Source organism: Dorea sp. BIOML-A1, from assembly GCF_009875615.1.
GTDB classification, from domain to species: Bacteria; Bacillota; Clostridia; order Lachnospirales; family Lachnospiraceae; genus Dorea_A; species Dorea_A amylophila.
Genome location: NZ_WWSA01000011.1, coordinates 28610 through 52896, shown reverse-complemented (window position 1 = coordinate 52896; position 24287 = coordinate 28610). Strand labels below are relative to the sequence as shown.

Sequence of the window (24287 nt, the reverse complement as noted above, 5' to 3'; positions counted from 1 at the left end):
CTTTCTTTTCCTATATGTTTTATATGATATCACGGAACTGCCATTTGTCAATTCCCAGCGTGATCGATACCGGGATATTCAGGAAACTTACCACGGATACGCCTTTTCCCTGCATAATTCCCGTAAATGTCGTAAACAGCATAATCACATATACATCATCCACGGATGCTCCGACCAGAATCAACTGTGGGATTCCTTCTTATTCATCTTTTTTAAACCAGGACAAAAGATCTCTCCGCATCAGTTTCTCCATCAGATTCAGATTCGGGTCCGAATGCTCCAACTCTCTGGAATAGCGGTATACCGTATCTACCACATCTTCCATCTCCAGCATCTTCTCGTTCTTCAGCCACTGTGCCATCAGAAATTCATGGATCAAAAGTACACTGACTACGGCCATCTGTACCTTCACATATGCCTCTCCGTCATAGACTGCACCGCAGAAATAGGTACTGATGAAATATACCAGAAGCTGCTCATACCAGATCTCATAGTCCGGCATGTGTGTATTCAGCCATGTGTGGAATTCCTGCTTATTCTTTGCATACTGTTCTTTGTACTTTGTACATTGTTCTTCACTGTCGCTGCAACCAATATCTCCGTAGAGTAAACTTTCTGCCTCAAGAAGATGCGGTTCCCAGTCATCCCTTAAGCGTTCCATCAGATACTGATTCCGGAACATTTTCTTAATAAATGCATAGTTCTCATCTTCTGATAATTTTGCTTCTACAAACTGTACTGCCTTCTCTGTCTGGTATTTTTCAAATACATCATCAATTGAAAAGATATCTTCTCTCTTGATCCGCACCTGCAAGTCATGTGCAATTGCCAGTACCAGACCAACCCGCAGGTCCAGCCTCTTACTTCGATCCTGAAAAATATCGATCATCACTTTTCTTGCATCTACCAGTTTTGAATACAGAAACGGGTCAAAATCATCATATTCTTCTTCCTTGTTACTTTCATAAGTCAGAAAACGCACCGGTTCCTTTTTACCAAGCAGAATTCTTGCTACCTCCGGACAGGATACAGACAGCGTCATCTCCCGGACATCTTCGAATTCTTCTACGTGTCTCGGATACATCTTGCAGGTCCGGCACAGGCTTTTCTCTCCGAGCGCAGTATACATATCACAGAGATTCTCATCATTTAAAAAGGCACATCGCTTATTCTTGTCCTGCTTAAATGTTCCCTCTTTCCAGTTAATGGACCGTCTTAATCTTTTTCTGAATGATCCGGTTACTTTTTTATATTTTTTCAGTGCTGCTTCGTCTGCCACGATCTGCCATCCGGCACAGCAGGTATCTTCACATTCTCCTGCAATACAGGAAAATTCATGATAATAATCCGGGATTGTATATAACATTGATTCTTCCTCCAGTTTTTATACAAAATCAATTCAACTTTGAGCATTATACCACATAATTTTTTCTAAAACAGCCATTTCGTTTGAACAGGTGCAAAAAGCACAAAAAAGCCCCCGGGCACTTTAGGAGGAAAAGCCCGGGGGAATCGCATAACTTACATTAGTATATAAATGGATTCTCAAGAATTTATTTTTATTATTATCTCAGTTTATTTAATAAAACTTACATGCTTACAGATCTCTTCTGTAGCAGCATCTTTCTTCTTATTGTATTCAACCTTTCTTTCTTCAAAGAGGTTGTCTCCGTTTGCATCGATAGAAACGATCAATGGTCCGAATTCTTTTACGCGGCAGTTCCAGAGTGTCTCCGGCATACCAAGATCTCTCCACTCAGCTCTTACGATCTCTTCTACTTCTGTAGCAGCTACTACAGCGTTACCTGCAGGGAATACGCAGTGGATTGCTCCGAATTCTTTACATGCACGCTCTGTATTTTCTTTCATACCACCTTTACCGATGATCACACGTACACCAGTCTCTTTTACGAATTCATACTCGAATTTTTCCATTCTCATACTTGTTGTCGGTCCTACAGATACCATTTCGAATTTGTCATTTTCCAGTGGACGGATGATCGGTCCTGCATGAAAGATTGCGTTGTTTCTTACATCTACAGGAAGTTCTCTTCCTTCTTCTACCAGACGGCGGTGTGCAACGTCACGACATGTTGTCATGCTTCCGTTCAGATATACGATGTCACCGATCTTGATATCTTTTAAGTCTTCTGCTGAAATAGGTGTTGTTAAGATTTTTTTACCGTTCTTTACTTCTACCATTATAATTCTACCCCCGTATGTGTTGTAATTGTGTAGTTCAGGTCCTTATCAAATACAATATGTCCTCTTCTGTGGCTCCAGCATCCTACGTTAACAGCTACACCGATTGTAGATGGGTGACGTGCTGTATTCTCGATATTAACGCCCATTACAGAATATTTTCCGCCCATACCCTGTGGTCCAAGGCCAATTGCATTGATTCCGTCTTCAAGAAGGGTCTCCATCTTGGCTGCTCTTTCGTTCTCATTGTGTGATCCGATCGGACGCATCAGTGCTTTCTTAGAAAGAAGTGCTGCCGTCTCAACAGATGTTGCCACACCTACACCAACGAGAAGCGGAGGGCAGGCATTCAATCCGTATGTTGTCATAACGTCCATAACGAACTTTGTAACTCCTTCGTATCCTTCACCCGGCATCAGAACCATAGCTTTTCCAGGAAGAGTACATCCGCCCCCTGCCATGTATGTATAGATCTCACATTTGTCTGAGTTTGGAACGATATCCCAGAATACAGTCGGTGTTCCTTTTCCTACGTTCTTTCCTGTGTTGTATTCATCAAATGTCTCTACACTGTTGTGACGGAGAGGTGCTTCAAATGTTGCTTTCACAACAGCGTCTTTCAGAAGTCCTTCCAGTTCGTCGATAAGTGGGAATTTTGTTCCACATTTTACCCAGAACTGTAATACACCTGTATCCTGACAGCTTGGTCTGTTCAGTTTTACAGCAAGTTCCTGGTTCTTGAACATGGTGTCATAAATTACCTTTGAAAGCGGGCTGTCTTCTTTCTCACGCAGCTCTGTTAATTTTTCAATGACATCATCCGGCAGTTTCTTTGCGATATGTGCAATAAATTTTGCCATATAATCTGTAAGTTGTGTTACCTGTTGTTCTTTAGACATTTTCATATCCTCCTTGAAATTCTATTAAAAATTTTTAGTTCCTATCTATATTCCCACAACAGTATTGTGATGAAAGACAGCGAAAACTTTTATCACAAACTGTCATAGGATGTATGTCTGCTTTCATCTTCCGTTTTTATGGAGATTAGAGGTCAAATACTTCCTTATGTTTATGGGAAGAATGGATAGAAGATTGGAAGCAAGATCATACTTACAATAGTTGCTACTACGATCATAGGAATACCTGCTTTCGCATAATCCTTGAACGTATATCCTCCTGCCGTTACTACCATGGTGTTGGCCGGCATTCCGATTGGTGTTGCAAATGCACAGGAGCCTCCGATTACACATGCCATCAGTACGGCACTTGGATCTGCACCCATGCCCTGTGCGATGGATACTCCGATCGGAGCCATCAGTGCTGTCGTTGCTGTGTTTGACATAAAGTTTGTCATGATACAGCAGAGCATGAAGATTACAAATGTTAATATGTATGGTGAAGGGTTATCTCCCAGCATTCCGATTACTTTATCTGCGATCAGTTCTCCGGCACCGGTTGCTTCCAGTGCAGACGCAAGGGAAAGCGTACCTCCGAATAAGAAGATCGTCTTCAAGTCGATGGAAAGAAGCGCGTCTTTCTCACTGATAACGCCTGTAACGATCAGTGCAAGCGCTCCCACGCATCCTATGACACATAACTTAATACCAATCTGCTCTTCAAAGATCATTCCCAAAAGTGTTAATAACAGGATGATCAGTGAAAGGTTCTGTTTCCACTTTGGAACATTGCTGAAATCTTTTGTCTCATCGAAGATTCCCTCACTGCTTGTGTCCACTTTATCCGGCAGAAATTTGTATCCAAACAGTGCGAAGAAAATAATTCCTACGATCAAAATCGGAAGTCCTACTTTCGCATAATCGAAGAATCCGAATTTCAATCCGATCTTCTCCATAGATGACTGTGCGATCATGTTACCAGGTGCACCGATCAGTGAAAGGTTACCTCCCATGGCTGCTGCAAATACCAGCGGCATTAACAGTCTTGATCTTGAATATCCTGATTTTGCAGCAATACCGATAACTACCGGAATCAGGATCGCGGCTGTTCCTGTGTTGGAAAGGAAGCCGCTCATCACTCCGACGATCACCATGATCGCAATGATCAGCTGCCTTTCTGTCTTGGCAAAATGTGTAACCACTCCTCCGATCTTGTTCGCCATTCCCGTCTCAAACAGTGCTCCACCGACAATGAACATTGCAACAAATAAGATTACATTGCTGTCGATGAATCCCGAGAATGCAGTCTGCCAGTCCAATACCCCTGTGACTACCAGTCCCACACAGACAATCATCGAGGTTACCCCAAGCGGAATCTTTTCAAGCATGAACATGATGATTGCAAATGCCAGAAACAGTAATGTAATTGTTATCTGACTCATCTTCATTACCTCCTTGTAATTATTTCGTTCGATTTACTCTGATACAAATTTCTTTTCTTATCTGATATTTGATATGTGATTTTGTATCCAAAGCTTGATTATAAAATACTCCTTACTGAGAAAAATGTCAATAGGCTTTTTGACATTTTGGCATATGTTATAAAAGTGTTTATCTACTTTTGTTCAAAATCACAAGAGGATACTTTCATTGTATACTTTGTACGTATTTTTTCGGTTTTTGACAGCTATAATCCCGTACGAAAAAGAACAGCTCCGGCACTTTGACCTGACCTGTTCTTTTCCACGATTCCCTAATTTTCTTTTTTCCGCTTCCATCTCTCTACTGCGGTCAGAACTCCGGCCGATATACCAGACATTGCTGCCAGAACTGCAATCGGTGCTACATCTCCTGTCTTGACCGGATAGTTCCGGTAAATGGCCGTTTTTCCCGTCGGAGCTATCTCCGGCGCCTGTTCTTTTACCGAATTCGTAAATATAATCTCGTACGATTTTCCTTCTGTTCCTTCTTTTTCACCCCAAACTACTGCTTTTGGTTCTCCTGCTTCTGTACTGGTCACCCGTACCGTCACATCATATACTGCCGTATCATAAGTAACATCTGTCACATTAGCGGACTTCTGATAAATCTTATAGTGATAATCTTCCGGTTCTTCATAGCGTATCGGTCCGAAACTTTGCTTCTCGTCTTTTCCGATCTGAAGTTCTGTCCGGTCCGGCACTGGTATGCCAGCTTTCTCCGGCTCCAGCACGATTGTTCCTGCCGCACCTTGTACACTTACCGGAATCTGGATCTCCACATTCGGTGTTCCGGCATACACTGGAACTGCCATTGTACTGCCTATCCACATAAATAACATTACGCCCGCAGCTGCTATTTTCTTCACACTTCTATATCTTAGAATCTTCACTGTTTTTCTGCCACCTCCCTCTCTAATTTCCCGATCAGAACTACACGACCATTCGTCTCTGCCTCCGAGCACGTTGATAAAGCAATCAGCGAATTCTCATCCGCCACATTTACATCACGATACTGGACTGCATTCGCCTGAATATAATCAAGCAGATCCTTCAGATTCTCCTTGCGGTATCCATCCGGATGGTAAATCTTTGCATCCGCTGCAGTCACTTTCATACAGGCAAAGAACCGGATTTTCCGTGTTGCATCTGTCAGATAGAGCTTTCCTTTTTGGTGCGTTTCAAAATATTCTTTATTCGTGAAATCTGCCACATCCGCAAACATTCCACCATTTTTCATGTTGTGTCCATAGACCAGATTATATGGATCGGAGAAATCATCCTTGTTCAGGCATGACAGAAAGATTGCTCCCGACAGTTCGAATTCCCCATATACATTCTTATTAATATATTCCATATCATCCTGCCCCTGCACCACCGGATAATCGATGTTGGTCTTCGGAACCTGAATCCAGGCTTTCACATCCGGATTCAATTTTTTCAGATCTTTCAGCGTCGGGTTATCCTCTCCATCATCTGTCGGCCGAAACTTCAACAGTTCTTCATCTGCAAATGAATTGGCATAGATCTTATAAGTATCCCATAACGAATACACTCCATAAGAAAGCATCAGAAGGATCAGGATTCCTGCCATGATACTGAGTATTCGATTACCTACTCTTGCTGCCATCGCTGCCTTTTTCATTTCGCCACTTCCTCTCTAATGCTTTCTTATATCTTCTATCTGCTTTTTTCGCCCAGCCGATTAGTCAATATCCATATCTTTTGCACGTTTTCTTCTGAAGAACAGAAGGCTGGATGCAATTGCTGCACCGATCAGTGCGATATATGGAGCAACATGAAGGAAGATTCCGGTTGGAGAGTTTGTTGTTTTATCATTTACAACGGTAATGTTCTTGTCACTATTCCCTGTAATTGTTCCTGTTGTTGTCAGTGTTTCTACATTATCAATAGTTGTTTTATATCCATCATCTGCATAACTAGCCTCTGTTACCGTATATTCATCTGTCTCTGACAATCCAAAGATCTTTGCTGTCTCATTATCTTTCAATGTAATTGTCTTAGCCTCTCCCGACACCAGTGTGGTCGGAGCTTTTCCATCTGAAAATGTTACATAATACTGCTCTCCTGCTGCTCCGTCTACTTTTATAGTAAATTTAAAGTCTTTATTACGATTTCCCTGATTACCGGTAACCTCTTTCTTTACGGTCAGATCTTTCAACGTATCGTGACGACTGCTGTAATCATTCGTGAAAACTCCCCCATCCTTTGACTTCGAATCAGTCTTATCTACAAACAGATAAGAGCTGACTTCCAGATTTCCTACATCATCGGATGTTACATACACATCAAAATACTTCTGTTCTGTGGTATAAGCAACACCTTCATACGCATTTCCGTCCTTGTCCGTTGCAACCTCACTTACTACATAGCGGAAGATTCCGGGTTTTGCATCCTCTCCTTTTGTGAATACAGATTCATTAACATTAAGCTTTGTCGTTCCTACTGTAATTTTCTCATTTCCAATATCGCTGTCCGCCGGTACCGATGCAATGACATCCTTATCCAAAGTTACCCCATTTGCCGGTCCTGCATATATTGCCTCCTGATTCTCACTTGCCGGCACTGCCGTTCCTGGAGCAACGGTAAATTTAAATGTAGTCTTCGGTGCATATATATTACTTTCCTTCGTAATCTGTTTTGTGATCATCGGATTTTTCTTAACTGCTGCTTCGGCACTTGAACTTTCTGCCGCTGACACCTGCATTCCGAGCATTGCTGTCATCATTATTCCGGCAGCCGTAACAGTGGATACTTTTTTTAACATTCTTTTTTCCATCATTTCTTTTCCTTTCTTTTTCCATGTTCTGCAATCATGTTACTGATTTTACAGGTTCGATCTGCGAAGGACGGTAATCACTCTTCCCTTTATATCCTTTGCATTGACCGCACCAAAGTATCTGCTGTCTTTTGCACCTTCCCGGAAATCACACAGAATGAAATACTGGTCTTTCTTTACTTTCACCGGATAGGATATGCCATCCACATAGGCCGGTGTCTTATAAAAAATATCCGACTCATTCACAATGCTTCCGTTGATCTTCAGTTCATTTTTGTCTGTAATCTCTACCTTATCTTTCTCTCTCGCCACAATACGCCCTGTATACAATGTCCCCTCTTTTTGGAATACCACAACATCCCGGTCGGAATATTTCCGTTCCAGCCTGTAATATAAGAGCAGATCTCCGGCACATATTTTCGGGGACATATCCTGATTCTTCGCAGAAGTCATTCCAAAAATCACGCCAAACAGGACCGCTAGCATCACTGCCAGCATGAGTAAACGGGTAAAGAACAGTATGATCTCTCTTTTTTCTTTCATATATGCTCCTTGTCAGATGTTATTCTCCTGTCGGATCTCCCCATTTGCGGATTCCGTATACCAGCCCGAAAAATGCCAGCATTCCGAATGCTACCCCTGTCATGACCATATACGGAGCCGACGTCTGCCGGATTCCGGTTGCCGGCTGTACTTCTTTCGTATTCGTAAATGTCAGATCTGTATTTTCTGATAGAATATCCGAAAGTTCTTTTTTACCATTGTCCAGTTTCTGTTCCTCTTCTTCCGAAACTTTCTTTGTAATCTGCACATCATAGTCTTCCGGTTCTTCGGAAACGATATATTCTACACCATATGGCATCGTCATCTCGATTTTTTCCATATGCCTCAGCTGGAATGTATAGACTCCATTTTCTACCGCAACTGCGTTTTTTAATTCTTCCTCACTGACTGGATTGCCCTGTGCGTCATATTTCACATAGCTGATTCCACCTGTATAGGATTTCCCGTTCAGCTTTGTCTGCACCTTGAACCGAAAGGCGTGGGTACGGTCTCCCATGTTGCCGCCGACTCTCTTTGCAATCGTCAGTACGCGGTCACTCCGGATATACCGGTTGACGAATTTTGCTTCCGATGTTGTACTTCCTGCAATCTGCCCAGATATTTCCTTTGTATCCGGTGATACCGTCAGATCATATCCATCAGGTACGACATCATTTTCATTTACCTTATATGTTGTTCCCGGTGTCAGATTGGTAAATGTATATTCGTATGCGTTGTTTTCCGCATTCCATACCAGTCCGTCTGTATTCAACTTCAGTTCTTTTGTCTCTGTTTTTCCGTCTGGTTTCGTCAACTCACAGGTAAAGGACAGGTTCTGTAATACCTTCTGCAATGCTTCCTGGTTATCTTCCAATCCTGTAATGGCTTTCGAAATCTTTAAATTGCCCGGATGCACTTTTATGACTGGTTTCTTGTAATATTCTGTATAGTTCTGTTCTCCATACTTGTACATCAGTACTGCATGTTCATTTTGGTTCGAATAGAATCCGGTGCCTCCTGCATATGTTCCGGTTCCTGCATCTGCCTGATCTGTGTAGCCTGATGTTCTGTATTTTTCATATGCCGTTTCTGTCGGCTGGATCTTGGCAATGACTTCATAGGTATAGCCTTCCTGCAGTTTATAGTCTGCCGGAAATTGCATTTTAACGGATTTTGATGCAGAATCATAAGAAGCCGTGATTCCAAGATCTGCTGCATTAACCGGGTTTCCGGATGCATCAAAGATCTGTACCTGTGGTGCAAGGACATTTCCATCTGCTCCCTTCACCATCTCAACATTATCACTCAGCGGATCGGAAATCGTGACATTTGTACATGCCAGTTCTGTGATCTGTTTCTGAATGTCATCGAATGCCTTGTTCAGATTCGCCAGCGTTGTTCCGGCATAAGATGCATGTTTTCCGGCTTTGACTGCTGAATTGGCAAGGTCGGTAAGTTTTTTGTAATTCCCTGACGGTCCTACACCGACCGTGAAAAAATAATCGGTCTGCATATCAGCGACTGCATCTTTTCCTGCCTTCAGACTCTTTCCATCTTCGTCGCTGCTTCCATTGCCTTCTGTATAACCGTCTGATCTATATCGGAAGGTTGGATCTCCATCAGATACGAAGATCACTGCTGTCTTGGCATTCTGTCTTTTCCCATTCAGCAATCCTTCCGCACTTCTGATCCCGGCCTGATAATTGGTTCCGCCGTCCGATTTCGGAGAAGTCCGATTCGTGATCGCAGATGCCTGATTCGTCCAGTTTACAGCAATCTCTGCATCATTCCATGCCTCATCCCTATATCCACCAGGCCGATAGTCACTCTTATTTCCACTAAACGTCACAAGCGCAAATCTGACATCCAGATTCTCATTAGCCGCCAGTGTATTCGTCATGCTGTTAATTGCCTGACTTGCCGCAGTCCTTCTTTCCCCGTTATTTTCCCAGCTATTCTGACTGTCATGATCCATCGGATAAGCCATACTTCCGGATCTGTCCAAGACATAGATGACATCCAGCGGCGCTTTCGAAGACTCACTGTTTACTTTTCCTTTTACTGTTAATTTCAGATCGTAGGTTCCATCTGCATTCTCTGTCACCGTCTTTTCATGCTCCAGAGACATGCCCGAATCCGACGACTCTTCTCCCTCAGCATGCACCTCCCTGATACTCCCTCCCACTGGCAACAGTACCAGGATCGCAGCCGTCAGTATGGTAATGATTTTCTTTATGCTCTTCCGGCTGATAGTATGTCCCATAACGCTCCTCCATTTCTGTTTCATTTGAATGTGGCTGTTTTTCTTTACCCTCATAGTATTCTTATGTAGGAGGATGGGATTTTATTCCAGAATTTCTATTTAATGCATTAAGCCAAATCCCCGAACCGTAATAAAAGATTACAGTTCTCCATTTAATTATTATGGCATGCGAAACCGCAGGAATAAACTTACAAGGTCCTATCCTGTGCATACGGACTCATGGTTGGCAATTCTTAAGTAAAAAAGTTGACCGTTTGCTCACAAAAAATCCACTGTCTGAGACGAATGTCGAGTTTGGATTTTTTGTGAGCTTGTTTTTAGGTCAACTTTTTTGCTTTAGAATTTCCCCATGTTGGAGTCAGCACAGGATAGGACCTTGTAAGTTTATTCCGATCGGTGATAGCCGCTATAATGCATTAAATAGAAATTTTATTTATAATATGTCAGCATATCATCCCGGCTGCGCATAATATGATCGTACATTGTTTTCTGCGCAGTCTCTTTGTCATGCTTCTGGATTGCTTTCAATATCTTTCCGTGTTCTTTAATCGACACTTTCGCATAATCTTCCTCGGATACCATACTTCCCATGGACAATCCATTCCATAATTCAGAGATCATATTTTTCATCTTCTGATTACCGGCTGCAGTCCAGATCTCGCTATGGAATGCGTGGTTCAGGTCTGTGTATTGTCTTAAATTACCTTCCCGCAGAGCCTCTGCGGCTTCTTCATAAACAGATTCAATCTCAGATATATCTGCTTCCGGGTCTGCCGCCAGTGCTGCCGCTGAACTTTCCAGAATTGCGCGGAGCTGATAGTGTTCTTTTATGTATGTTTCGGTTATTCCAAGTACGACAGCTCCCTTATTCTTACGAAGCTGGATCAGTCCGTCACGCGCTAAGATCTGAAAGGCTTCCCTTACCGGCATTGCTGATACATTTAGTTGAGTGGCGACGCTGTCCAGCGAAAGAACTTCGCCTTCCTGCATCTGTCTGGACAAGATTGCCTTTCTGAGTTCCGCAGCTACTTTTTCTTTGGCAGACGGCATTTTAATCGGTTTTAATCCGTTCATTCATTCATCCCTCTCTCTTCGTTAACTGCCTTCGCCAGCAGTTTGAAATATGCATCCAGAGCTTTCTCTGCTTTCTTTAATTCCCCATTTTTCAAAAGTTCTGTCAGCTTGTTTCTTTCTTCTTTTATCTCTTCTTTATGACGTCCCGTTGATAGCGCAAAACGGATATAACTGTCACTTGCATTTCTCAAAAGTCGCTTAATATATTCATTTTCCACCAAGTCGCACATTGCTTCTGCCGGCTGCACTTCTCCCAGTAATCCCGGTGTCGTAAGCCTTTCGTACAATTCTTCCGTCTTTTTACTATGCTTGAGACTGTTCAGAGCTTTCTTTGTCATCTCTGAAATCATGCTGTAGATCAGACAAATCTGTTCTTCATCCAGTTCTGTTACGGTAATTCTTCTGGTTGCCAGACGGATAATCAGACCCTGATTCTCCAGAATCTGAAATGCTTCCCGGATCGGGATTCTGGAAGCTTCAAATGCTTCCGCCAGTTCTTCCTGTTTTAACTGGCTTCCCCCGGGAATTCTTCCAGATAAGATCTCGTCTGCAATCTGTTCCGCCATATAATCGCTTAATCTTTTTTCTGATATATCTTTCATAATTTCCCCTTTAAATTATATTCTTATAACAATAATGTATCCAAAATCACGCAAATTGTAAAGAGGTTTTTGTCTTTCTACAAATATTTTTTCATATCCTGAATCAGTTTTTCACACGTCTTTTCAAATTTTTTTGCCAGTGAAATGCTTTCTTTTTCTGCCTCCGAATAACGATTTAATTTCTCTGTAATGGATTTTATTCCCATATTGGCACCATCAATCATCATTTCTGCTATTTTCGAAGTGTCGTCATTGAACATCATCTTTACCTCGGCACTGATCCATGCAAATGTCTCTGCTGCCTTTTCTGAAAACTTTTCTTCCTGAAGCTTTCCTTCTGATAATCTTATCGATTCTCTCTCCATCTTTTCATAATCTTCTTTATATTTAGAGAATAACTCCTGCAATTCCTGGTTTTTCAGATATACTACCAGCTGCTCGATGCTGTTCACTGCCATCCTGCAGCCCGAATTACACTCTTTCAGGATCTCATATGTTGATGTGTCCATAATACTTCCTCCTTTTTCAGATAGTCTGCTATCTTTTTATAGTTTTTCTTTCTTCATTACATGATCTTTCTTTTATAGTATTTCTCAAATTTTATTTTTTATGTCTTTAGACTAAAAAAGCCCTTGCAGATATCATTTTTATATCCGCAAAGGCTTTTCTTTCTCTCATATTCTTAATTTACCATAAAATAATTCAGACTGATTTCATTTGACGCAACATCCGCAAGGTTAACACAACTGTTTCCCATACGGTCGATCAGATGCAGGATATTTGTAAATGGTGCTGTCAGGCTTGCTTTACATTTTCCTTTATTGACACGCTGTACATGCGCTTTTCTCATCTTCAGATCCAGATCCATGATCTTATCTTTCCGTTTTATCAGCTTCTCGATCTGCACTGACTCATCTCCCTGTAATGCCTTAAGTGAATCATTGAACATCTTCTCCAGTGTCTTCAGACTCTTATGCAGTTCATCCATCGCTTCCGGCGTATATTTGTACCGATTGTCTACCTTTTCCCGTACACATTTTGCAACTTCTACGCTCAGCGTTCCCATACGTTCCACATCGCTCAAGATGTACATGAGACTCGCCGTCTGTGCTGCCTGCTGCTCTGTCATTGTTCCGGCCGAGAATAGGGAGGCCAAATATTCTGTAATCTGATCCGTCAGTTTCTTTATCTGTACTCCTTTTTCCTGCAATGGTTCCAGTTCATTCATGTCTTCTGTTTTGACGATTGTGATCGTATCTGCCACAACCACTTTCACCATTTCACTCACACGAAGGATTTCCTTTGCAACCAGCTGAAGTGCTGCTGCCGGCTGGCTGATGATCTTGTCATCCAGAAATACAGGTTTTGCAGGATTCATATCGACTGCTTTTCCATCCGGAATCAACGTCATAACAATCTTTACCATCACATTGATCAGACAGACCCAGATAAGTGTCATTGTAATGTTGAATAATGTATGTGCATTTGCAATCTGTCTTGAGATCACTTCAATCTCCGGTCCTTTCGGAGAAATGTGCTGGATCAGTACTGCAAATGGTTTCACAAACCAGATAAATAACAGACATCCGGAAATGTTGAAAATACAGTGTGCAACTGCGGTACGTTTCGCATCTTTTGTCTGACCAATACTTGCCAGAAGTGCTGTAATTGTAGTACCAATATTATCTCCAAGCAGGATCGGAATTGCTCCTGCAAGTCCAAGCATACTTGTCACGCCGTCAGGTCCCGGCTGTGATGCAAAGTTCTGCAATACTGCGATCGTTGCACTACTACTCTGTACCACCAGTGTCATAAGCGTTCCGACAAATACGCCAAGTACCGGAATATGTGCTACTCTTTCGATCAGGTCCGTGAACACCGGGCTGGATGCCAGCGGTTTCATGACATCTCCCATGGTCTCGATTCCAAGGAATAACAGACCAAATGCAAAAATTGTCTGACCGATACTTTTCACTTTTTCAGATTTCGCAATAAACGAAATGATAAATCCAATAAAAATAATGATATAAATGTAATCGCTGATCTTAAATGCAATAATCTGCGCCGTCATTGTCGTACCGATATTTGCACCAAAGATGATTGAGATTGCCTGCGGCAGACTCATAAGTCCCGCACTGACAAATCCGATTGCCATAACGGTTGTCGCACTACTACTCTGTAATACCGCTGTGGTAAGTGCTCCTGCGATAACCCCAAGTACCGGGTTCTTAGTCAGAAGTGCCAGGATGCTTTTCATCTTTTCTCCTGCCGCTTTCTGCAGGCACTCACTCATCATATTCATTCCATAAATAAAGACTGCCAGGCCTCCTAAAAGCCCGAATATTATCTGCAATTTTTCATTCATAATATTTTCCCATTCTCCTTCATTCGTCTTCTGTAGAACCTGCCGCCGGCAGTTTCTTTCGAACACATGATGTTCCCTCGACGTTACGGGCTTATTGTAACGAAGGTGTATGCAGCCTATATCAAATCTATGTTAAATCTATGTAAAATTGTACCCGGAGTTTATATTACATTAAATTCTATGAAATTATTTTCGAAAAAATGTAAAGGAATCATCAAATGTATGCAAAATTATCTGAATACTTAAGATGATTCCTTTTTATTGTTTACTCCTATTGTTTCTAATATAACGGTTCATTCTCCATCAGATATTGCAAGAATGCCTCGCAGCCTTCTTTCACATCGTCATAAGTCACATCAAAATTCCCCGTGTACCACGGATCTGCAATATCTCTTGCATCTCCTGCATATTCCAGTAACAGATGTACTTTTTGCTCCGGATCTTTCCGGATGATGCGGTTGATGTTGCGAATGTTCCACTGTTCCATGCCGATCAGGTAATCGAACTCTTCATAATCTTTTCGCGTCATCTGACGTGCTCTGTGATTCCCACACGGGATTCCTTCTTCTCTTAATTTGTTCTGTGTCCCATAGTGTACCGGATTGCCATCTTCTTCGTTACTGGTTCCGGCAGAGTCGATGTAGAAAGATGACTCCAGATTCGCTTTTTTTACTAAATCTTTCATTACATATTCTGCCATGGTGGAGCGACAGATGTTGCCGTGGCAGATGAAGAGTATTTTTATCATTGTTTTATTTCTCCTTGATTTGCCCCGGAATGCCCTGTTTTCCAAGGGTTGCTGGGGTTATGGTGATATGCTCTGAAATTACAGATTGTGGCAAATCAGAGCAGAATTGAGCAAGTTGTTACTCCCTGTTAGTAGTAAAATTGGTAGTAAAACGAAGATTCTTACTACTAAGAATCAATCAGATATTTTCTTTATCCCCAACCAATTGATCAATCAAATTTTCTTTCAATTTTATTTCATGAATCTCAGGAAAAGAATAATAATAAATAGAGGCAATAATTATTTGATTTTCACTAAAATCACGCTTTAAAATATTCATCATCAAATCAATATTTTCTTGATCAATTTCCTTTCCTCTTGGAGAATCAAGAATAATTGGTAATTTTATTTGTAGATGTTTTTCAAGTTCCACAATATATGCCATCTTAAATGCAAACACCGTTTTATGAAGCACAGCTCCTGTCAGTTCTTTTAAATTCGATGTAAATAAATATTTTTTAGTAATGCTTTCTGCATCTCCAATGCCTAATTCTTTTGCATATTTCACGATTGTTTGGTAAAGGGACGAAACAACCACATTATCACTTCTTGATATTTTAGCAATCTCATCGCGAACACTTTTTAATTCTTTTTCGATTTTTTCAATTTCCTTTTTTATCACAATTTGATTCATTGGAATAGACACAATTCTTTTATCAAACGCAGCAGCAACTGACTCTGATTCAAAAAAAGAAAGTTGGCCGTTTTCTTTTTCTCGTTCTCGTAGTATTTTTTCCATTTTAGAAACCACTTCAGCCAATTCACATGATAATATTTTTTTCTTTGCTACCAATAAATCAATTGCATCATTTAAACCAACTATATTATCTTTAGTTACGGTTATGCACTGTCCTTCATCAGTTCTTACCAGTAATTTCATATCTGCAACAAATTCTTGAAATTTTTTATTTCCAGATATACTCTGATTAACTCTGCTAATTTCCCTCCTAATCGAAGACTGTTTCATTCTTAACTGTTCAAGTTCAATGTCAGTTTTTTCTTGATATGTATCATCAATCAAGCTATCTTCATTTATACTGTCCCTGTATTGCGCTATACTGAACATTTGTTTATATTTAGATAAGTCTGCTACAAGCCTTTTTTCTTTTAAAATTAACCCAGAACAATCTTTACCCGAAATTCCTCTAACAAGTTCATCTATATTAAAATGTATACTTCCAATAACTACTCCTCTATTTAATAGCGTCCACCCTTTCTCCTGATCAAAATAAAAAGTTCCTAACAAATTATTTAAAATTTCTTCATTTTCCGTATTAAATATTTTTGAATGAAGCTCCCTTATTTGTTCTGGTAATACATATATTTTTTCCTCATTATCACAAACAAACGATATAGTCGAATTACTTTCTCTGGTTAAATATACACACTTTCTATTATCAAGAACCAATTGTACTTTTACAAAACATTTCTCAAATTTTATTTTTTTTGTACTTGGTATCGAATACCCTAATGCATATAATATAAATCTTACTAAAGTAGTTTTTCCGCAACTATTTTTTTCGCTATAAATCAAATTTGCATTAGTTCCAAATGAAATATTTCGTTCAAATAAACCATCTCGAATATAAATTGATTTTATTAACACAATTTCACTCCTTTCTTGATTCGATCTATTGTAAAGCGTCTTTTTATGATATTATGTATGACAATTTTTGCAAGTGCCTCCTGTATCTCTTCTTCCACACCATCAACGGCAAATTCTGAAATATAGTCTTTCCACTGAATTTCTATAAACTCATTTAATTTTTCACTTTGCTTTTTTTCTGTCTTAAAATTGTTATAATCACTTAAAACTTTTATAAAAAACTCGCACTGCTCACAGTGTGAATTAATTACCTCAGAATACCTATTTACCACTTCTTCATACACGCCAGAATCAAACTGCTCCAGAAATGAATCTTCACATTGTTCAATTTCTGTTATTTATACAAGAATGGGCCATATAATATCTTTTTTTGTCAATTTTATAGCCGAATCTTTTTTCCCGCCATTATCAAATACTTGCCAATGCCATGTTTCTAACATCTTCCTTCCAATTCCAGAAATGCTTATATTCAAATTCCCCATAAAATTGTTTATGCATTCCATAATGACTTTATATCTTTCATTTTCGTCATCTGTTTCAAAAGGTAAAACTTGTATTTTTAATTTATCAGTATCAAGCGGTTTCTCCATTTTTGATAAATATCTGTCAACAATCTCCTTAGCCGATGGCGGTAATGTATTATAATTCCTATGTGCATGCCCGTAAAAAACATTTCTAGACTTATCATCATTGAAGGGATTGGGTGAATTAGTAATTACAATTAATTCCTTTGCATCAACCTTTTCTCCAGCCTCCGATAATGATGTGAGTGCTTTTTTTAAATTTTTTCTCACATTAGCAAAATCGGAACTCGCTTTTTCGACAGCTTTCGCTTGAGCCAATATCATCTTTCCAGAGGAAAGCTCTAATTCTATATCCTCATAATTACCTTCGAGACATATTTTTTCCACTTCTTCTATATTTTCCAAGAAAAGAACTATTGCAGCATTAACCTGAAAATCGAATCCAAAAACAACCGCATCTGCTCTACGACTCCTTTCCACCCTTCTTCACCTCCGTTTCACATTCTATTTTATATTATATCGTCATTTTCACTTCTTTTCCACAGAAAAAACGCCCCAGCCTAAGCAAGAGCGTCATCCTTCTTCCATATTATACAACTTTAAACATTTTCTGCGACATCGGTTTCTCCTTCTTCTGTTCAACTTCTGCCTGTGCTTTCCTAAACTCTTCCATCCGTTTCAATTCTTCCTCTGCATCATCGAATCCGATATGCGTGTACACATTCATTGTGACCGATATATCCGAATGCCCCATGAGGTACTGTAACGTCTTAGGATTCATTCCCGATTTTGCCATATTTGAGCAATAGGTGTGTCGGCATACATGAGGTGTGATGTTTGGCATCTGCACCCGATAGATATCATTGTATCTCCCAACCATATGATTGAATCGGTGCTGCCAATGCATTGCAACCAGTGGCATTCCATTATCATCATAGAATAGAAATCCGCTATATCCGTCTATGGATTTTTCCACTTTTGGTGCATTTCTATCCTCTATGAAAAAACAGAACAGAATGGAAAAATCGTAATCACCGCCTGTCTGGGCAAGGGCGATGTTCCGAAACTCAACCGTGGATACGGCTTGGACGGAAATGAGCTCTGGCTTTCTCTGAATAACCTGTACCAGAGTATCCGTGGAAAAGATGACTACACTGCTGCCAATGATATCATTTCTTGGTGTCAACAGTACGCACACCCCTACTATGCCTCTGAGGACATTGAAGAATATCGTTGGGATATTGAAAAGGATACGGAATACTGGGATTTTTCCACTAACATTCTTGGTAATTTCACTTTTGATGTTCACACCATGCGGAAAGATCTCGAAAGCCTGTACCGGGATACTCTTGTCATCCTGATGTTCAAAAAGTGTCTGGAACGGCTTGACGTTTCCACGGATCTTGCACAGATCACATGGACAAATGAATTTGCAGATTTTAATTCGTTTCCTATGCAGAAACATCTCGGTAAAATATCAGCTTACCTAAATAAAATGAGTGGCGTAACCATGAAGTTGGAACTGAATGAAAATGGAGAATTGAAGGTCATGCCGGATTTCCATTCTGTTTTTGATGCTGCCCGATTCGCTCTGTCGCAATATGTATCTATCCCTACAGATTACCCCATTGCTTATGCCGACCGTGTGGGCGTTGCCACCTGTGAGTGTTGCGGCCGTCTGTTCATCAAAAACGGGAACCGCCAGAAATACTGTGACAATCCAGAATGTAAAAAAGAACGAAACCGTAGAAAATCCCGCACTGCTTATCGCAGAAAGATACAGGAAGAAAATGATAACCGATGGGCATGACCACGTCTGTTTTCACACTGGGGCAAGATGTGGCAAGTAATACAGGTTATTTTCTATATAGGCTCTATAGGAATAACCTAAATCATCTGCCACAAGCTGCCCCAACTGATTTTTCCACAGAAAAAGGGCATCGGTTCATCACCGACACCCAGTGTCATTTTATCCTTATTCTCCATAGCGAAATGCTGAATTTCCTGTAAGATTCCTAAGCAGAATCTTTCTCGCTGTCTTATACTCTTTCCCGATAAAGCCAAGTCTGAGCAGGAAACAGCGGAAAGCGTATTTGTCATTGTCCGTTTCAGTCGGCTTTGATGATACTCTTTTTGCATCTCTTGCCATATCACACAGCCTTGAGATAAATTGTGTGTAGGCTGTAATCTCATCGCCATCTGCTGTGTACGGAAACCATGTAAAGTTTATTTTTTCCGCAGTAATCTCAATTTCTGTGCTGTCCGTCCGAAATGCACGTTGAAAAAGTGTCTGCTTATTTGCTGTGATTTTCTGCAAATTTTCCAATGCTATATCTGTAAGGCTTTCTCTCGAAATCACTATTGTCAGTTTGTCCTGCTGCACTGGCACTTCTTCCGTTATTTCCGCATCGTCTTGAAATCCACGCTCCCGTAACTGCAGAATCAGGTCTTCCACCGTTTCTTTTTCTGTTCCCTCCGGGATATGCAGTACACCCTCTTTGTCCAGTCGGTATCCTGCAATATCGTATGCACAGCTTGGTACCCGTTCATAATGCGGTGCTGTCCCAAGTATGTTTCCAATCTCCTGTGCTAGTTTTGGTTTCTGCTTCGATTCCAATGTGAATCTGATTTCATTCTTCATAATATGTACCCGCCTTTCTTTATTTGGTAGTACATATATCACTCTGACCGCACAGAATAGCAAGACAATTCTGATTATATTTCTGCCAAAATGTACGCAAAAGAACTGTGCTTTTTATGCGGCTTTTTACATGTTTTTTCTGCGCATTTCGGTACTATCTGGCAAAACCAAATCGGCTTTAGTGATGATATTCAGCGGATATTTTCACATAAACTGACTTTTGTGGGTATCCCCCCTGTTTAATTCTGCGAAAATTCGCACGAAGGGGGCCATCGGTCTTGAAGCGAAAATATTGTAGAGATTTAAACTCCCACTCCCCATTCTTTAGCACTTCCTATCATATACTGTACAAGTCATCAATTTTTTTTCTCTTCTCCATAACAGTATTCTTCAAAGAATTAATTTCTTCTTCATATTTTTGTATGTCTTGTTCCAGTATTTTAGCTAAGTCAATATTAATTTTTAATTGTAAAAGTTCTTTTGCATCCATACGGGCATGTCGTTTTCCTGATTGAAGCATTCTCATTGCTTCTCTCATTTGTGGTAATGATAACAAATACCCAACAACTCTTGGACTTGATTTTTTACACTTAAGCCCTACCCATTCCGTTGTTCCTATTGCTTCTTCTTCCGGATTAATTATACATTTTCCCAAATAAGGTTCAAGCTTAGAAACAACCAAATCCGCTCCTGAAAATTCCACCTTATCCGATCCAATCATCGATACTTCTGGTACTTCATCATAATTAACACCACCACACAACGGGTAAACACTATCTAAATCAATCAACTTTCTATCGTACGCCAAATCACCTTTCTTTATTTTATTCAATTCAACAATTTTTACATAGTTGCCAATATCATTCCATGCAGCTCCTCTAGCCACTAAACTAATTTTTCCTTCCAGTACATCCCATAACCATCTATACTTCGCGTCTAGTCGTAATGTACTTCTACTAAATATTGCTTTTAATGTTGTTTCAAAACCATATCTTAGTGATTTTTGACTTTTATTTCCTCTGTAATTAAACAAAACCTTAGGCAAATCATTCTCTGTTATCAAATCTGATAGGCCCTTTCTTCGTTTATATCCAATTGCTTGAGGTTCTGCCATAAATATTTTTTCATCCAGCAAACCGCAATCATCAAAAACTTTTTTTAGTCCTTCAACTCCTTCCTTTTTTGTCCATCCACTTTCTTTAATTTCCTTTTCTATCCTATTTACTTGTTCCGTACTTCTTTTCTCTGCATAAATAACACAAGTTTTTACACTTGTATATGGCTTAAAAGTTAAATAAGGAAGGGATATAATAGCCTTAATTTTAAAATGTGATAATAGATATATTCTAGTATCCAATTCTGTTGGTGTATCGCATACAGATTCTGGAAGTACGCAACAAAAAACCCCCTGTTCTGGTCTTAATAATTGGTACCACCTTTCAATAAATAAATCTTCTGATATCTTCAATTCACCTGAAAATGCCTTCTCAACTGATTTTTTTTCGTCTGGAGTTAATTTCAGTGAAAACGGCGGGTTTGAAAGTACAATATCAAACTTTTCATTTTGATACTCTTCATGCATTTCTAAAATAGTAGGTCTATCTTGTATACAATAATCTGAAAAAGGAAGTAGCCCACTTGTCACAAAGGTATTCATACTTCCATCTCCATGTAAAATCATGTTTACCTTTGCCGCCAACCCTAAATCATAATTATTCTCAATCGCAAATAGTGATCTCTTGGCCCAATTAGTATGTGTTTGACCAGAAAATTCAGCTTCAAATGTTTCCAATGCCCTGTCACTTAATCCTGCTTTAAAAGTTCCATTTTCATACATTTTTTTTACTATCGACTTCATGTAAACAATTAAGAAAGTACCCACTCCACAAGACGGATCGATTACATTTGGCATCCTATGAATTCCTCTACCATCAGGCTTCTCTACAAGAACTCTTTTCGCATGCTCTGTAATATCACATAATTCTGTCATGAACTCAACCAGCTGAACAGGCGTAAAAAATTGTCCTTTAGTTTGCGTGAAGCCATGTGCAACTATTTCTTCAAAAAAGCTTCCTAATAAATCTCCTCCGTATACATTCTTAGTTAAAGATATTCCTTCTAGCCTTTGCACCACGTAAAAGACTTTTGATGGTTTTATTCTGGCCTTATCAAAAGCAACATTATCACTTTTTTCATCTAATAAATAAGAACTTTCCGCTTTTTTATATAGTACATTCATTCTGTCCACTAGTGCATCTGGACTCTCCACAATATTGCCTATATAATTTACTTGAAATTCATACTTATTTCCTGGTCTGATTTCTTTTTCATCATAAATTTTACACAGAAATAATTTTGTGATAACTGCAAATACGTCATTATTATTTGTTCCACCTCCTCCCCAAATAACATTATGTAATTCTTCTGTCAATTGCTTAAAAAACAATTCATCAGAAGTCTCGTCTAATGGAATTGACGTCTCCGTTTCCTTTGGAACACGCGCATAACTTTTTTGAATTACAGTTCCATACCCCTTCGGAATAGCATTTCCTGCTGGTTCTCCTGCATCCTGCCACTTGTCATATTCTCCATACTGACTAGTTGATATTACCAATGTGTTAATTGCAGGCTCTCCACTATCATTAAACACAACTGTTGTCCATAGCAAATAATCAGGTCTCTTTATTTTTTCAAGCTTACTTGATTGAAAAAGTTGCCCTTTTATCAAATATCTTTCTGATATATACTTCTGCGGCGTTTTTAGCTCAAAATATAAAAAAGGAGACCCATCCTCATTTCTAATAACAATATCTGATCTGCTCCCTTTTGCTCCCTTTTTAGGTCTTCCCGGTGCTTCATAAACTTTCTCAATATCTATATATTTATTTTCAAATTTATATCCGTACTCTTTCTCCAACTTCAGAAGTAAAACAGCCCTTACCATTTCTTCGTCATTTAAGTTAGTCGTTGTCCCCTTAAAGTCTGGTGCCTCTGGATCAACATTTACACATTTAGGATTATATGTAATCTTTCCTTTTCCAGTCTTTTCATCAAATGTAATTGAGGAAATTATATCAGATTTACTATCCTGAATATATTTTATATATAATTTTGGTTCAAAAACTTTCGCCATGTTGTTTCTCCTAGATTATTTTTTTAATTGATCAATCACACGCTCTGCTTCTTTCAGGGCAGTTCTTCGTACAAACTCACTATATGAAGCATATGCTTCTATTCTAGCCGCCTGTTTCAATTTTGCTAATTCCTCTTCACTCACTCTTATACTCATAGAAATAGTTTTGTTCATTCCCAAGCCCTCCTATGTCAAAAATTATATCATTTGTGTGCAACATTTACAATACAATTCTCCACGTCCTCAACATAGAAATAGCCACTTTTCATAGTAGTTCTACTAGCAAAAAGCGGCTATATATCAGCATTTACAAATTATTTTTCATGATTTCCATATAGTTTTCTGGAAATCCAATCAACTTCAAATCAATATCATCACTATACTCACTTATCACATTTTCCACGGTTTGAATCAAAGATTTTTTACTACTCTCATCTGGTAATCTTTTTAATAGGACAAGCGTATACGCAAATAATGAATTATTCTTTATTTCTGAATGTTTTCTCAAAAATGACGTTGTAAACTTTGCCGGAGGATTAAAATCTGTATTATACATTCTAGCCGCATGCGCACATTTGTTTCGTAAAACCGATAAACAATGAAGATGATTTTCTAATGTATCTCTTCCAACACCAACCATATGAGCAATGGCATCTTTTTCTGAATAATACATAGAGCTGTATAATTTAGACATATTAGAAAAAGACATTAATTCCACAATAACCCACAATGGCATTTTACTAGAATATTTCATTTTATGATGCTTCACAATTAGGCTATCTTTATAATAATTTTTCTCCCTGCTGAAATTTTCCATAACTTCCCTGTAACCCTTTTTGTTATAGAAATTATTCTCATCATAATGCTGATCATACGGAGTCTCCGTACATTTAGCAATTGAAAATCCATATGCAATCTGCGTCCTATAATATACTTCTGCTTTTTCAATATACCGCCGAAATGTATCACGTAATATTTCATCCACTTTGTATAGATGATATACCGTTTCAAATGTAGTTTCCACTATATAGTCACTACCAGAAGGGGCTTGTCTGAATTGTAAAGCATAACCCGTAAAACGATAATAATTTACTCTTTTCAAAATATCTTTTGCTTTCTCTCTGTCTGTGATAATCATACCATGGGCTACTAACTTATCCAATTGTTCATCGAAGGTCAATGGTTTTTTCAAATCCATAAAATCTCTCCTTAACGTAAAAAAGCTGAGCACAAGTCTCAGCTTGGTCCCCAATGCCAAAAAGACTTCGGGCAACTCTGTTACATATAGTATATTCAAAAAGCAAAAAAATTGCAATAGTTTTTATTATTTTCTTAGAAAAATCTATCACATTGAGTCTAAGTAGTCCATTACT

General features: G+C 39.4%; 22 protein-coding genes and 2 pseudogenes. 1 reads left to right on the top strand and 23 read right to left on the bottom strand.

All coding sequences use genetic code 11. The features are described 5' to 3' along the window. Positions 1-49 precede the first annotated feature (49 nt). The 19 genes and pseudogenes from GT508_RS06325 to GT508_RS06240 all read right to left on the bottom strand — a co-directional run. Positions 50-199: pseudogene (locus tag GT508_RS06325) on the bottom strand (cation:proton antiporter); the annotation flags it as partial. After that, positions 200-1366: a flagellin lysine-N-methylase gene (gene fliB, locus GT508_RS06320; protein ID WP_161143806.1), complete on the bottom strand. Its 1167-nt coding sequence runs from the start codon at positions 1364-1366 to the stop codon at positions 200-202. It abuts the pseudogene before it with no gap. A gap of 209 nt (positions 1367-1575) precedes the next feature. After that, positions 1576-2202, bottom strand: a complete 627-nt coding sequence (gene ttdB / locus GT508_RS06315; protein ID WP_055282987.1) for a L(+)-tartrate dehydratase subunit beta — start codon at positions 2200-2202, stop codon at positions 1576-1578. Further along, the gene (gene ttdA / locus GT508_RS06310; RefSeq protein ID WP_022416354.1) at positions 2202-3101 is read right to left on the bottom strand and encodes a L(+)-tartrate dehydratase subunit alpha; all 900 of its coding nucleotides are present in this window, start codon (positions 3099-3101) and stop codon (positions 2202-2204) included. Before ttdA ends, ttdB begins: the two co-directional genes overlap by 1 nt. A gap of 170 nt (positions 3102-3271) precedes the next feature. Then, the gene (locus GT508_RS06305; RefSeq protein WP_161143805.1) at positions 3272-4540 is read right to left on the bottom strand and encodes an SLC13 family permease; all 1269 of its coding nucleotides are present in this window, start codon (positions 4538-4540) and stop codon (positions 3272-3274) included. A gap of 311 nt (positions 4541-4851) precedes the next feature. Then, the gene (locus GT508_RS06300) at positions 4852-5469 is read right to left on the bottom strand and encodes a Spy0128 family protein (protein ID WP_161143804.1); all 618 of its coding nucleotides are present in this window, start codon (positions 5467-5469) and stop codon (positions 4852-4854) included. Next, positions 5466-6221, bottom strand: a complete 756-nt coding sequence (gene srtB, locus GT508_RS06295) for a class B sortase (RefSeq protein WP_028086818.1) — start codon at positions 6219-6221, stop codon at positions 5466-5468. The genes GT508_RS06300 and srtB overlap by 4 nt, the downstream gene beginning before the upstream one ends. 60 nt (positions 6222-6281) lie before the next feature. Further along, the gene (locus GT508_RS06290; protein ID WP_161143803.1) at positions 6282-7379 is read right to left on the bottom strand and encodes a DUF7601 domain-containing protein; all 1098 of its coding nucleotides are present in this window, start codon (positions 7377-7379) and stop codon (positions 6282-6284) included. A 45-nt stretch (positions 7380-7424) separates the two neighbouring features. Continuing rightward, positions 7425-7919, bottom strand: coding sequence for a signal peptidase I (lepB, locus tag GT508_RS06285; RefSeq protein WP_161143802.1), 495 nt, complete (start codon positions 7917-7919; stop codon positions 7425-7427). A gap of 19 nt (positions 7920-7938) precedes the next feature. Then, the gene (locus GT508_RS06280) at positions 7939-10182 is read right to left on the bottom strand and encodes a vWA domain-containing protein (RefSeq protein WP_161143801.1); all 2244 of its coding nucleotides are present in this window, start codon (positions 10180-10182) and stop codon (positions 7939-7941) included. 429 nt (positions 10183-10611) lie between these two features. Further along, the gene (locus tag GT508_RS06275; protein WP_161143800.1) at positions 10612-11256 is read right to left on the bottom strand and encodes a GntR family transcriptional regulator; all 645 of its coding nucleotides are present in this window, start codon (positions 11254-11256) and stop codon (positions 10612-10614) included. Continuing rightward, a complete protein-coding gene (locus GT508_RS06270; RefSeq protein WP_028086823.1) occupies positions 11253-11858 on the bottom strand; it encodes a GntR family transcriptional regulator in 606 nt (201 codons plus the stop codon). Before GT508_RS06270 ends, GT508_RS06275 begins: the two co-directional genes overlap by 4 nt. 77 nt (positions 11859-11935) lie before the next feature. Then, entirely contained in the window at positions 11936-12367 is a 432-nt protein-coding gene (locus tag GT508_RS06265) for a hypothetical protein (RefSeq protein ID WP_117597912.1), read from the bottom strand. Positions 12368-12540: 173 nt separating this feature from the next. Further along, positions 12541-14223 (bottom strand): Na/Pi cotransporter family protein, encoded by a 1683-nt coding sequence (locus GT508_RS06260; protein ID WP_161143799.1) that lies wholly within the window; start codon positions 14221-14223, stop codon positions 12541-12543. 280 nt (positions 14224-14503) lie between these two features. After that, a complete protein-coding gene (locus GT508_RS06255) occupies positions 14504-14971 on the bottom strand; it encodes a low molecular weight protein-tyrosine-phosphatase (protein WP_161143798.1) in 468 nt (155 codons plus the stop codon). 178 nt (positions 14972-15149) lie between these two features. Then, positions 15150-16616, bottom strand: a complete 1467-nt coding sequence (locus tag GT508_RS06250; protein WP_161143797.1) for an ATP-binding protein — start codon at positions 16614-16616, stop codon at positions 15150-15152. After that, positions 16610-16900, bottom strand: coding sequence for a hypothetical protein (locus GT508_RS14420; protein ID WP_192934787.1), 291 nt, complete (start codon positions 16898-16900; stop codon positions 16610-16612). The genes GT508_RS06250 and GT508_RS14420 overlap by 7 nt, the downstream gene beginning before the upstream one ends. A 54-nt stretch (positions 16901-16954) precedes the next feature. After that, positions 16955-17620 (bottom strand): hypothetical protein, encoded by a 666-nt coding sequence (locus GT508_RS06245; protein ID WP_192934786.1) that lies wholly within the window; start codon positions 17618-17620, stop codon positions 16955-16957. Between the two features lie 109 nt (positions 17621-17729). Beyond that, positions 17730-18146, bottom strand: a pseudogene (locus GT508_RS06240) (tyrosine-type recombinase/integrase); the annotation flags it as partial. Between the two features lie 306 nt (positions 18147-18452). On the opposite strand from GT508_RS06240, the gene GT508_RS14630 reads away from it, so the two are divergent. After that, the gene (locus GT508_RS14630; RefSeq protein WP_227097394.1) at positions 18453-18950 is read left to right on the top strand and encodes a hypothetical protein; all 498 of its coding nucleotides are present in this window, start codon (positions 18453-18455) and stop codon (positions 18948-18950) included. A gap of 165 nt (positions 18951-19115) precedes the next feature. On the opposite strand, the gene GT508_RS06230 is transcribed toward GT508_RS14630, so the two are convergent. The 4 genes from GT508_RS06230 to GT508_RS06215 all read right to left on the bottom strand — a co-directional run bounded on the left by GT508_RS06230 (position 19116) and on the right by GT508_RS06215 (position 24112). Continuing rightward, positions 19116-19781, bottom strand: coding sequence for a hypothetical protein (locus GT508_RS06230; protein WP_161143796.1), 666 nt, complete (start codon positions 19779-19781; stop codon positions 19116-19118). 337 nt (positions 19782-20118) lie between these two features. Next, complete coding sequence (locus GT508_RS06225; RefSeq protein ID WP_161143795.1) at positions 20119-22914, bottom strand: restriction endonuclease subunit M; 2796 nt, start codon at positions 22912-22914, stop codon at positions 20119-20121. A 15-nt stretch (positions 22915-22929) separates the two neighbouring features. After that, positions 22930-23088, bottom strand: coding sequence for a type II toxin -antitoxin system TacA 1-like antitoxin (locus tag GT508_RS06220; RefSeq protein ID WP_118532274.1), 159 nt, complete (start codon positions 23086-23088; stop codon positions 22930-22932). Positions 23089-23221: 133 nt separating this feature from the next. Then, a complete protein-coding gene (locus tag GT508_RS06215; RefSeq protein ID WP_161143794.1) occupies positions 23222-24112 on the bottom strand; it encodes an Abi family protein in 891 nt (296 codons plus the stop codon). Between the last annotated feature and the right edge of the window lie 175 nt (positions 24113-24287).